General features: G+C 44.6%; 11 protein-coding genes. 7 read left to right on the top strand and 4 right to left on the bottom strand.

Annotated features, from left to right (window positions below):
• Positions 1-411 precede the first annotated feature (411 nt).
• The 3 genes from EWV66_RS22165 to EWV66_RS22155 are packed head-to-tail and all read left to right on the top strand — an operon-like array spanning position 412 to position 2,173.
• Positions 412-1,629, top strand: coding sequence for a GUN4 domain-containing protein (locus EWV66_RS22165; RefSeq protein WP_052276469.1), 1,218 nt, complete (start codon positions 412-414; stop codon positions 1,627-1,629).
• A gap of 26 nt (positions 1,630-1,655) precedes the next feature.
• Positions 1,656-1,991 carry a DUF433 domain-containing protein gene (locus EWV66_RS22160; RefSeq protein WP_052276470.1) on the top strand — a complete coding sequence of 112 codons (336 nt, stop codon included), beginning with the start codon at positions 1,656-1,658 and terminating at the stop codon, positions 1,989-1,991.
• An 11-nt stretch (positions 1,992-2,002) separates the two neighbouring features.
• Positions 2,003-2,173: a DUF5615 family PIN-like protein gene (locus tag EWV66_RS22155; protein ID WP_158499404.1), complete on the top strand. Its 171-nt coding sequence runs from the start codon at positions 2,003-2,005 to the stop codon at positions 2,171-2,173.
• Here the strand turns inward: EWV66_RS22155 and cofH are convergent.
• Entirely contained in the window at positions 2,170-3,306 is a 1,137-nt protein-coding gene (cofH, locus tag EWV66_RS22150) for a 7,8-didemethyl-8-hydroxy-5-deazariboflavin synthase subunit CofH (protein ID WP_287107731.1), read from the bottom strand. The genes EWV66_RS22155 and cofH overlap by 4 nt on opposite strands.
• A 137-nt stretch (positions 3,307-3,443) precedes the next feature.
• Positions 3,444-4,130: a photosystem II biogenesis protein Psp29 gene (gene psb29 / locus EWV66_RS22145; protein WP_174237732.1), complete on the bottom strand. Its 687-nt coding sequence runs from the start codon at positions 4,128-4,130 to the stop codon at positions 3,444-3,446.
• Between the two features lie 69 nt (positions 4,131-4,199).
• Here psb29 and EWV66_RS22140 point away from each other — a divergent pair, with 69 nt between their 5' ends.
• The 3 genes from EWV66_RS22140 to EWV66_RS22130 all read left to right on the top strand — a co-directional run bounded on the left by EWV66_RS22140 (position 4,200) and on the right by EWV66_RS22130 (position 5,766).
• Positions 4,200-4,361: a hypothetical protein gene (locus EWV66_RS22140; RefSeq protein ID WP_170863941.1), complete on the top strand. Its 162-nt coding sequence runs from the start codon at positions 4,200-4,202 to the stop codon at positions 4,359-4,361.
• A 273-nt stretch (positions 4,362-4,634) separates the two neighbouring features.
• Complete coding sequence (gene smpB / locus EWV66_RS22135) at positions 4,635-5,099, top strand: SsrA-binding protein SmpB (RefSeq protein ID WP_052276474.1); 465 nt, start codon at positions 4,635-4,637, stop codon at positions 5,097-5,099.
• Positions 5,100-5,217: 118 nt separating this feature from the next.
• Complete coding sequence (locus tag EWV66_RS22130) at positions 5,218-5,766, top strand: DUF2808 domain-containing protein (protein ID WP_052276475.1); 549 nt, start codon at positions 5,218-5,220, stop codon at positions 5,764-5,766.
• Positions 5,767-5,864: 98 nt separating this feature from the next.
• Here the strand turns inward: EWV66_RS22130 and EWV66_RS22125 are convergent, their stop codons facing one another.
• Both EWV66_RS22125 and EWV66_RS22120 read right to left on the bottom strand, forming a co-directional pair.
• Positions 5,865-6,182, bottom strand: a complete 318-nt coding sequence (locus tag EWV66_RS22125) for a KGG domain-containing protein (protein WP_052276476.1) — start codon at positions 6,180-6,182, stop codon at positions 5,865-5,867.
• Positions 6,183-6,652: 470 nt separating this feature from the next.
• Positions 6,653-8,911 (bottom strand): IMS domain-containing protein, encoded by a 2,259-nt coding sequence (locus EWV66_RS22120; protein ID WP_287107730.1) that lies wholly within the window; start codon positions 8,909-8,911, stop codon positions 6,653-6,655.
• A 247-nt stretch (positions 8,912-9,158) separates the two neighbouring features.
• Here EWV66_RS22120 and pdhA point away from each other — a divergent pair, with 247 nt between their 5' ends.
• A complete protein-coding gene (gene pdhA, locus EWV66_RS22115) occupies positions 9,159-10,193 on the top strand; it encodes a pyruvate dehydrogenase (acetyl-transferring) E1 component subunit alpha (protein ID WP_002761057.1) in 1,035 nt (344 codons plus the stop codon).
• The last annotated feature ends 185 nt before the right edge of the window (positions 10,194-10,378 follow it).

Raw genomic sequence — 10,378 nt, 5'->3', positions numbered from 1 at the left:
AGTGGTGGTCATTGGTTTATGATTCCTATTAAGTTATCGAGGTACGATTGATTGATGATGTTTCTATCTTAGAGAGTTTGTAACGGTTTGTAAAGGGGTTTGACGATATTGTTACTTATGCTATTGATAAGTTTAGCTGATATTAGAGGGGGAAAAATAGAAACCCACTGTAAACGTCGCTTCCCTCTATGCTTTCTCCAGAAAAATGGCGACAATCAATAGCACGGCGAGTAAGATAGTTACAGATGAGCAACGTGGCACTTCTAAGATGGATGTGGTTGTTATTGCGGTGCGCTCAATATCTGGGCTGTGCTGAGACTGTACCATTGAATCAGAGATTGGCTGAGTTGGTGAGCCGAATAACAGCACTGAAAGCGAAAGAAAAGGTAAAAGCAAAGTAGGGAAACTACGATGGGTAATGAAATCATTAAAATCATTAAAATCATTAAAATCTTTCTCGCCTCCTCATCTGAATTGAAAGATGATAGAGAACAATTTGAAATATTTATCAACCGTAAAAACAAAGAATACATAGAAAAGGGAATATTTTTAGAATTAGTTGTCTGGGAAGATTTTATCGATGCTATGTCAAAAACGCGCCTACAAGATGAATACAATAAAGCGATTACACAGTGCCATATTTTTGTCAGTCTCTTTCATACTAAAGTAGGTAAATACACTGAAGAAGAATTTACCAAAGCGTTGGAAACCTTTAAAGCAAATGGTAATCTACGGATTTATACCTATTTCAAAGATGCACCCATCAATGCGAGTCAAATTAGACCAGAAATTATGACTTTGTTGAATTTCAAGGAAAGACTCCATAATTTAGGACATTTTCATACTATCTATGCTGACATTAACGACCTGAAACATAAATTTAGCGAACAACTAAATAAGATTATGCCAAAATTAGCCGGGGAAATCGAGCCGGCTTTTCATCAAGAACAGCAGGAAATAGAACAAGCACCGAAATCTCAGATTCAGCAGTTAGAACAACAGTTAGAACAAGAGCGACTAAAAAACGCTCAATTACTAGAAAGAATATCTCGCTTAACTGAACAGCTAATAAATTGTTCAAGTGTAACGGAGAAGGATCGTATCCAATCTAGAATTAAAATACAGCAAAAAAAACTAACAGAAAAAGAAGCAATAATTTCTCAGATGCAAGAACAAATAAAGCAGCTACAATTTTCTTTAAAAATTGTTATAACAGGAGAAATCGAACTCGAAAGTGAGAAAGGAATCGACTACACTAAACTTCGTGACTTACTAGCAGCAGGTAAGTGGGAGGAGGCGGATCAAGAAACAGTTAAAGTCATGTGTCAAGCAGCAGGAATAGACAACAAAGGCCGCCTAGACTCAGTGTCTATCGGCAACTTCCCCTGTATAGATTTACGAACTATTAACCAACTCTGGCTGCACTACAGTAGCGGTAAGGACGGCTTCAGTGTCCAATGTCAAAATATTGAAGCGATTGGTGGCGTAGAGGGATTAAGGAAGCGAGAAACCTTGTGTTTGTGCCGCCCGTACCTACTAGGTACATCCCTTGATTTATTAGAGGCTCTCTTCTCTCGCGTAAAGACTTGTAACCTGGGACATATAACGATTTGGCGGTGCTACAATTAAAAGAGAAAGTTTGCTCCAAGAAAACCATGCAACTAGAAGAATACTTTGAAGTTTTTGAGCCAGATGACATCCGCATTAAAGGACATCGCATTGGGATTGAGGATGTCATCAACTACCATTTAAAAGGTTATACTTCCCAGCAGATTCTCCAAGAGTTACCCACCTTAAACCTAGAGAAAATTTACGCTACTCTCACCTATTACTATCAAAATAAGACCCTGATAGATGCTTATCTTCAGCGCCTCCGTGACTGGCAGGAAGAACAATATCAGCAGTGGTTAAATACCGAGCCATCCCCCCTGATTCAACGCCTAAGACAACTAAAACTAAAACGGAAACAGCAAGAACTAAACCTCGCATGAGAATCTGGTTTTTGTTAGATGAAAACTTATCCCCAAACCTCAAAATATCTCTGTTGCGATTGAATCCTAATCTCGATATTTTGCGAGTAGGTGAACCCGATGCACCACCACTGGGAACTTTAGACCCAGAAATCCTAGATTATGTTGCGTCATTTCAACGGTTATTAGTCACCAGGCTCTAATAGATTGTATCTCGTTGACGGGCCGGGCGATCGAGGGATTTAATCGCCGTTGCTAATTCCTCGACGGTCAAACAAGTGCCGCCCAGGGCCCCGGCCATAGTGGTAATATGTTCTTCCATGAGAGTGCCACCGAGATCGTTGCAACCCCAGTTTAAGGCTTCTGTTGCCCCCTGTAAGCCCAATTTTACCCAACTGGGTTGATGATTTTTAATGCTATTGCCCAAATAAATCCGCGCCACTGCCGTTAATTTTAATGTATCGGCTAAAATTGGTTGATCTCGTCCGACTCGATTTCTCAGGGGTTTGGGGGCTGATTGTCCCACAAAAGGCAATAAAATAAATTCGGTGATTTTAGCCGGATAATTATTTTCTAGGGCGATTTCTTGCTGTTTTCTAATTTTTTCAAGGTGCTGCACCTGTTGACTAGGGGTTTCAATATGACCGCAGAGCATGGTACTGGTGGTATGTAACCCCAAGCGATGAGCAGTACCGACTATTTCTAACCAAGTGGCAGCATCGATTTTTTCTGGACAAATTACCCGTCTTACCTCATCGACTAACACCTCGGCAGCCGTCCCCGGGAGAGAATTTACTCCTGCTTCTTGCAGGGAAGCGATAACTTTTTCGTAACTTAAACCGTCTTCTCTAGCAATAAATTGGACTTCTTGGGGCGAAAAAGCGTGTAAATGCAGGTCAGGAAAGGCTTGCTTCAGGTTTTTAACAATTTCGAGGTAATAGTCTAAGGAATTGCCCTTAATCTTGGCTTTTGGGTTTAATCCTCCCTGCATACAAATTTCTGTGGCCCCACGACGGACAGCATCGGCCGCTTTAGCGATAATTTCCTCTAAATTAAGCCAGAAAGCCCCCTCTTCATCTTCATTGCGTCTGAATGCACAAAAACTGCAATGCTGCTCACAAATGTTACTAAAATTAATATTGCGATTGATAACGTAGGTGACGGTATCTCCTGCCTGTTGACGACGCAAAAAGTCGGCGGTTTCCCGAATCCGGGCAATTAAACGGTTATCGGTAGTTTCTAGCAAGATAATCGCTTCTTTTGCCGATAAATTCGCCCCTGACCGCGCTTTTGCCAAAATATCGGTTACGGGTGCGGTGATGGAGGAGTTAGTCACGGGAGATAAATATTAAGGGTTGCCGATCTTAATTTTAGAACGAGGTCAGAAGGAACAGTAAAGAAAGAGAGCCGATTTAATCCTTTTTCTGTTCCCTATTCCCTTGTCTGCACGCGGTAATTTCCGGTTGAGAGCCTTTATTGCGGGGTGGTTTGTTTTTCCTGTTCTTTTTGTTGACGTTTTTTCTTTTCTGCTTCTAGGGCATCTTCGATAACCTTGAGCAGCTGATCCATTTTATCAAGATTACTGCGATAAACATCGAGGTCTTTTTGCAGTTTCTCGCTGGAGAGATGCAGAATTTCTGAGAACTTTTGCAAAATTGGTTCGCGTTTTTCTTTTTCCTTGATCATGTCTGGTTGTGCTTCCGCTAAAATGGTATAGAGACCGATGGCAAACAGGCGACTATACTTAAACTTAGGAGCGTTGATCACCGAAACTAGACTATCAGACAACTGATTGTTACCACCTAGAGCAGGGTTTTGCAGTTGGGAAAGCAAGGAATCAATATTAGTTTCTTTGGCAATAGCGATCATATTTTCGGCATCACGACGATAGACTTCGGGATTACCGTTAACCGCTTGGCACAAAGCATTAAAAATATTCGGTTTATCCTCCCCCGGACGATAGCCTTCCATGAACTTCTCGAAAGAAGTAACCACACCAAGGGCATAAATTGGATCATAATGGAAATCTACATTAACGGAGAGCAGGTGCATCTCAACTAATAATTCCTCAACCACGCGCCGATATACCGAATTGATGGGGCGGGTGTGGCGAGTATAAAAATCACGCTTACTATCGGAAACAGTACGAATTTTGTCCACAGAACCAAACTTCATAAAAATTTAACACTGCTCTCATTTTCCCCCTTCTGGTTCCCCCTGACAAGGCCGGTGATTACCAAAGAGCAGCCCGGGGTCAGTCCAGAGAGAGCAAAAGAGCGAGTAAGATGGGGAAATGGAGAAATGGAGAAATGGGGAAATGGGGAAATGGGGAAATGGGGAAATGGGGAAATGGGGAAATGGGGAAATGGGGAAATGGGGAATTTCAACTAAAACCCTAAAACCCCAACACCCTAAAACCCTAACACCCTAAAACCCTAAAACCCCAACACCCTAAAACCCCAACACCCCAACACCCTAAAACCCTAACACCCTAAAACCCCAACACCCCAACACCCTAAAACCCCAACACCCCAACACCCTAAAACCCCAACACCCTAAAACCCCAACACCCTAAAACCCTAAAACCCTAAAACCCTAAAACCCTGACCCCCAAAACCCCAACACCCCAACACTCAACAGCTTTTTCACTTTTCACTTGACTATATGGCCAATCAAGACGACAAAATCAAAATTATCAGTGATAACCGGCAAGCACGCCATCTCTACGAGATTTTAGAGACTTTTGAAGCGGGGGTGCAGTTGGTGGGGACCGAGGTTAAATCCGTGCGTGCCGGTAAGGTAAACCTGCGGGATGGTTACGTTTTAGTCCGCAATGGTGAAGCGGTGTTAATTAACGTTCATATTTCCCCCTACGAACAGAGTAGCGAATATTTTAATCACGATCCGCGCCGGACGAGAAAATTGTTGATGCACAAAAAGGAAATCAGCAAACTCATCGGTCAAGTGGAACAGAAAGGTTTAACTCTTGTGCCTTTGAAGATGTATTTTAAAGGTAGTTGGGTAAAAATCAGCATTGGCCTCGGTAGAGGCAAGAAATTACACGATAAACGCGAAGATTTGAAACGTCGTCAGGATCAACGGGATATGGCACGAGCGATGAAGCGTTAACCAAGACACTTATCGGACTGGCAAAGGTCTAGGTAAGAAACGATCGAGTTTTGTTAGAGTTGAACTGTATTAGGCTCCTTGCGGCCGTCACCATCTCCCTCACCTTGGGTTAAAATTTATGTTAAAAGTCTTGACAAAAGTAATTAAATATGCTAAGGCACCCGCTTTAATTGCTCTATCTTTAGCTGTGGGTGCGGGAATTATTTTACCAAAAATAACTTTAGCCAATGGCAACCCCGGCCTAACAATTTTTAGTGGCGTTGATCGCAAGGATATCTTAGATTATTTCTTGCAATTTGGCGGTCGTCCCAAGCAAATGGATCGTTATAAATTCTATATTCCGCCGAAAAAACTCTCCCAAGGGGCTTCAGCTTTTTTTATTTCCTATCCCGATTATTTTAACGGCCAGTTTGACACCAATAAAATCGAGGTACGCATCAACGGCAAATCTTTACCTTTAAAGGAAGTGGTTTGGGATAAGGATAGTCGCGTTATTCAAATTGTCCCCGAACAAGCGATCGATCCGACCAGCAAAGTTGAAATCGTCATGTCTAATGTCAGAAATCCTCAATTAGGCACTTATTACTTTACCTGTGATGTGATTGCCTCTGGCAATATTCCCGTCCGTCTCTACGTTGGGACTTGGATTGTCAGTATCGAACCTTAAAGTATTTATTGATGAAATGGGGAAATGGGGGAATGGGGAATTCAACTAAAACCCCAACACCCCAAAACCCTCTCAGTCTGAGAAAAAGTCAACAAAAGTTAACTATTCGCCTCCGAGTTGCTAAAATCTGAGGAATTTTCACCTATAGACTCGTTGGTTGGGTAATTTTCCTCGGAGTTTAAGTTTTTGCGACTGCCTTTGTGGGAATTTTTCCCCCCTTCTCGTCCAATAGCTGCCATGTGGGCGCGATCCCGGCTAACCGCTTCACCACCCTTTCGTCCCGCTTCGCGAGCTTCTTCGGAGGTAAATTCGTGGGCTGTACCTTTTTGATGAGCAGCTTTACCACCTTTACTAGCGATTTCCTTTTGTTTAGCTTGATCCATAGAGGCAAAACCGCGTTTACTCTTACCTGTCATAATATCCCTCCTGTGTGAATGCTGATTTTGAAAGTTCTTAAAGACTTATGCGAGATTTTTAAAACATCAAAATCATGGTCTTGTGGGTGGGCAAAACATTGAGATTGCCCCGCTTTTTCCTCTAAGAACTATGTATTCCTACCTAGGATCATAACTCATTAGCTTGACTTCTAGGGAACCAATGACAGCAATCAAAGAGCAGATTTTATGTTAAAAAATATTAAGAGAATCGAGCATTTATCAGTCTAAAGATATAGAAGTTATCTTAATGGTGAGGTACAAAGTTTGCCTTTGCAGGAGTCGGTCTTCAGTTATCAGTTATCAGTTATCAGTTATCAGCTTTTTTGGCTCTTCTCCCTTCTCCCCACTTCCCCACTTCCCCACTTCCCACTGAAAAGGCTGCCATGCAGCCTTTTTTGGGTGTGCGGGCAGCCTAAAGCCTAGTTTTTTGGGGATTTAATCGGGAAAAATCAGGGTAAAACTTTGGTTTTTAAGACTTCGATGTTTTCGATCAACCATTTATCTCCTTGCCGTACCAAATCATAGCGCACGTTCACGGGCCGATTATAGGAACGCTTGACAATTTCCTTGCCATTATGGAAATACATGGCCTTTTCGTTGACTATCGCTTCTACTGTCGCTAAATTAGGATTTTTCGCATTATTAGTAACCGATCGCACATCCACCTGATGATCGTAGCGCCAATAGTTATTTCCCTGTAAAGCCGCCGCCCGTTTTTGCCAAAGTTCCAAGGCTGAACCCGTTAAAACCTCTTTCAATTGCTCTTTTTGGTGTTCACTGCCAAAAGCGGCCGATTTTGCTGCTAACCAAGCTTGAATCGTCTCCTTGGCTGTTTCCTTGTCCAAGGGAATCCCTTCCATCACTTCCGCATTAGCCGAAGGAATTTCTAGTATGGGAGTATTTAAAGAAATCGGTAACTGTTCCCCTTGCAAGGCTGCCAAAGGAGATTGACTATCGACAATTGCCTTTATCCCCAAGGACAAAACTGCGAGCGTTCCCACTAATCCTACCCCCAATATTGCCACTCGATCGAGTCGTAGTTTTCTGCGGGCCGGTCGTCTCCGTTTCGGTGGGACTAGGGCAGTTTTTACCGTTTCTGGGGCTGCCTGCTGGGAGTTACCCGCTGCTGGGGTACGCGAGCGACGGGGACGACGACGGAGGGGATTAAGTGCCGGTTGACGATAGGCTGCTGTCACCACCACACTGCCCTGAGTATAGGGGGTGAAAGTTTCCTCCTGAGCAGTGGCTCTCAGGGCAGGTACAGCAGAGCTTGTCCGCTCACCGTTAGCTCTAGCTAAAGACGGTTTTTGGGGACGAGAGTGGGAAGAATAAGCAGATTCCCTCATCGGTGTCGCTCCTGGCACTGGGTTTAAATGGGTGGGGGGGGTGTGGGTTTTGAGAACAGTTACTTCCGATTCTAAAGGTTCGCCAACCTTTTCTTGAACCGACACGGGAACTTTTTCGTCAGGAAAACCTGACAATTCTTCTAAATAATTTTGTACCTCTTCCTCGGCAAAATACTCTTTTAGTGAGGCTTTCCGCTCAACCAAATCACTAAAATGGCAGAAAACTTCTGTTTGTAACCAACGCTCACCGTAACGACATAACCCAGGTAAGAGATCGGGAGATTGCCCGGATTGTTCCTTAATATAATTTAATATTTCTTGCTCTTGACTTTTTTCTAAAATTGTGCTTGCTTGTTCGGTTTGACCGAGCAGTAGGGCGCAGATCGATCGCTCGAGGGAGACATCCTGATGTTTTTGTAATTGCTGCAAGCGAGCGCTGGCCGCAACGATAGCGGCGGGTTGTTTTTGGGCGAAACCGCGGGCAATCAAGGCATAAACCAACAGATAATTACCCACCGACGAGGGGCGTTGTGCCTCTTTTGCCCAGATTTTTTCCTGTTCGGCCTGAGTTAAATAAACCCGTAACTGTTGAATAAAGCGTAAAAAATTATCCACCCCCAACCCAGAGCGATCGTCGCCCTGGCCATCGATGCCGCCGCGAGCGGCCAACATCTCCTCCAAGAGATTTAAGCCGCGCTGACGGGCAAGACTAGGTTTTTTTTCCTGGGATAACAATTCCAGAACCCGGTAGGGACGCAAGCGATCACAATCATGGCGAATCTCGCTGGCCACTTGCGGGAACATTTGTTCTTGTTCCAACCAAGTCAGGGCTTTGGCCGCGGTGCTGGCCGCCTGTTCATAATTTTTATCCTGCCAATATTCCCGACTTAATTCCCCGTAGGCCAAAGCCAAGGTTAAGATCATGTCTGGGCGAGTAGTTGGCTCCAAATCTAGATAAGTTTCCGCCAAACGAATCACTAACTCGTACTCTCCCAACTCTTGCAGGATGAGCAAAGCTCCCACTAGATCGGCGGGGGCAATGGTAATCTGGGGAGTGGGATATTCTGAGGAAGCAGCAGCCACCTCCCCAGCCTGAGAATCGAGGTTTTCGGCGCTGCTTTCTGGGTTGAGAAGCAAGGGATTGGGGTCGAAAAATTGAGCATCATAATCACGACGGCGATCTGGATCACTTAACACTTGGTAAGCTTGATCTAACAAGTGCTGACGGGCAACGATCGCTGTTTGACTGTATTCTTGACGTGGCAATTGCCGTCCCCGATCGGCGTGGGCCAAATCAATCTGCTCGGCACTCACCTGAAAGGGGATTCCCAATATCCTGTAGTAGTCAAGAGGAATTCGCACGGTTAGCTGTACCTCAACTCTGGAGAGTCCTTAGTGAATTAAATGATGTAAGTGAGAGCGGAGCGAGTAAAATAACAAGATACCATCTTATCCTAGCCAATCTCTGACTGACTAAGATTAGATTTGAGAGAGAAAATACTAAGAACCCCTTGGTTTAAGACCAAAAAATTCACTGCCAGAATTCTCGAAAAATCTACCGCTTCCTCTCCCCTTGCCTTTTTGTTGTCTAAATGATACTACAGACCCTATGATTTCCGAACGTACTTTACCAACCTTTAATCCTGCTTCCATCATTATTACCAAAGCTGAAGGTCTTCGCCTATACGAGGATATGGTTTTGGGGCGGATGTTTGAAGATAAATGTGCCGAAATGTATTATCGAGGCAAAATGTTCGGTTTTGTCCATCTCTACAACGGTCAAGAAGCGATATCTAGCGGTATTATTAAAGCCTTGCGTCAGGGAGAAGATTACGTTTCCAGCACCTATCGCGATCACGTCCACGCCCTCAGTGCCGGAGTTCCCGCTCAAGAGGTAATGGCGGAGTTATTCGGCAAAGCTACCGGCTGTAGTAAAGGACGGGGCGGCTCCATGCATATGTTTTCCGCCGAACATAAGCTTTTAGGGGGTTACGCTTTTGTGGCCGAGGGGATTCCCGTCGCAACCGGGGCGGCTTTTCAAAGTAAATACCGTCGGGAAGCCATGGCTGATGCCAGTGCCGATCAGGTAACGGTCTGTTTCTTTGGGGATGGGGCGAGTAATAATGGCCAGTTTTTTGAGTGTCTGAATATGGCCGCCCTCTGGAAGTTGCCGATTATCTATGTGGTGGAAAATAATAAGTGGGCGATCGGTATGGCCCACGATCGAGCCACTTCTCAACCGGAAATCTATAAAAAAGCCAGTGTTTTTAGTATGGTCGGTGTGGAAGTGGACGGTATGGATGTGGTCGCCGTTCATGCCGCCGCCAGAGAAGCTGTAGCCCGCGCCCGCGCCGGTGAGGGGCCGACTTTGATTGAGGCCTTAACCTATCGTTTCCGGGGTCACTCTCTGGCAGATCCCGACGAGTTACGCAGTGCTGACGAGAAACAATTCTGGGGCGAAAGAGATCCGATCACTCGCTTTGCCGCCTATCTCTACGAGCGAGATCTGGCCACGAGAGAGGAATTAAAAGAAATCGAGGAGAAAATTCAAGCTGAAATCGAAGCCGCGGTTAAATTTGCCGAATCTAGCCCCGAACCCGATCCTAGTGAACTAACTCGCTTTATTTTCGCCGAAGACGAGTAATTTCAGTGATCAGTTACCAGTTATTCAGATTTGAGTAATCAGTGATCACTGATTACTTAAGGTATTCTGTCACTAACCCCGCCCTAAAAGGGACGGAGCTTGCCTAAACCAATTTAGGCGACGCAAGTAGAGACTACCGCATCGAGACACAATCTGGTACAGACCTCCGAATACTTCCCTAGTTC

The sequence above is a fragment of the Microcystis sp. M_OC_Ca_00000000_C217Col genome (assembly GCF_007095585.1).
Taxonomy (GTDB): Bacteria; Cyanobacteriota; Cyanobacteriia; order Cyanobacteriales; family Microcystaceae; genus Microcystis; species Microcystis panniformis.
Note: the sequence above shows the minus strand (reverse complement) of the source record. Positions and strands in the feature narration are given on the sequence as shown.

What these genes read in the sequence shown, in the direction of transcription:
- EWV66_RS22165 (WP_052276469.1), top strand. Translation starts at nt 412, where the DNA reads ATGGGTAATGAAATCATTAAAATCATTAAAATCATTAAAATCTTTCTC.
- EWV66_RS22160 (WP_052276470.1), top strand. Translation starts at nt 1,656, where the DNA reads ATGCAACTAGAAGAATACTTTGAAGTTTTTGAGCCAGATGACATCCGC.
- smpB (WP_052276474.1), top strand. Translation starts at nt 4,635, where the DNA reads ATGGCCAATCAAGACGACAAAATCAAAATTATCAGTGATAACCGGCAA.
- EWV66_RS22130 (WP_052276475.1), top strand. Translation starts at nt 5,218, where the DNA reads ATGTTAAAAGTCTTGACAAAAGTAATTAAATATGCTAAGGCACCCGCT.
- EWV66_RS22125 (WP_052276476.1), bottom strand. Translation starts at nt 6,182, where the DNA reads ATGACAGGTAAGAGTAAACGCGGTTTTGCCTCTATGGATCAAGCTAAA.
- pdhA (WP_002761057.1), top strand. Translation starts at nt 9,159, where the DNA reads ATGATTTCCGAACGTACTTTACCAACCTTTAATCCTGCTTCCATCATT.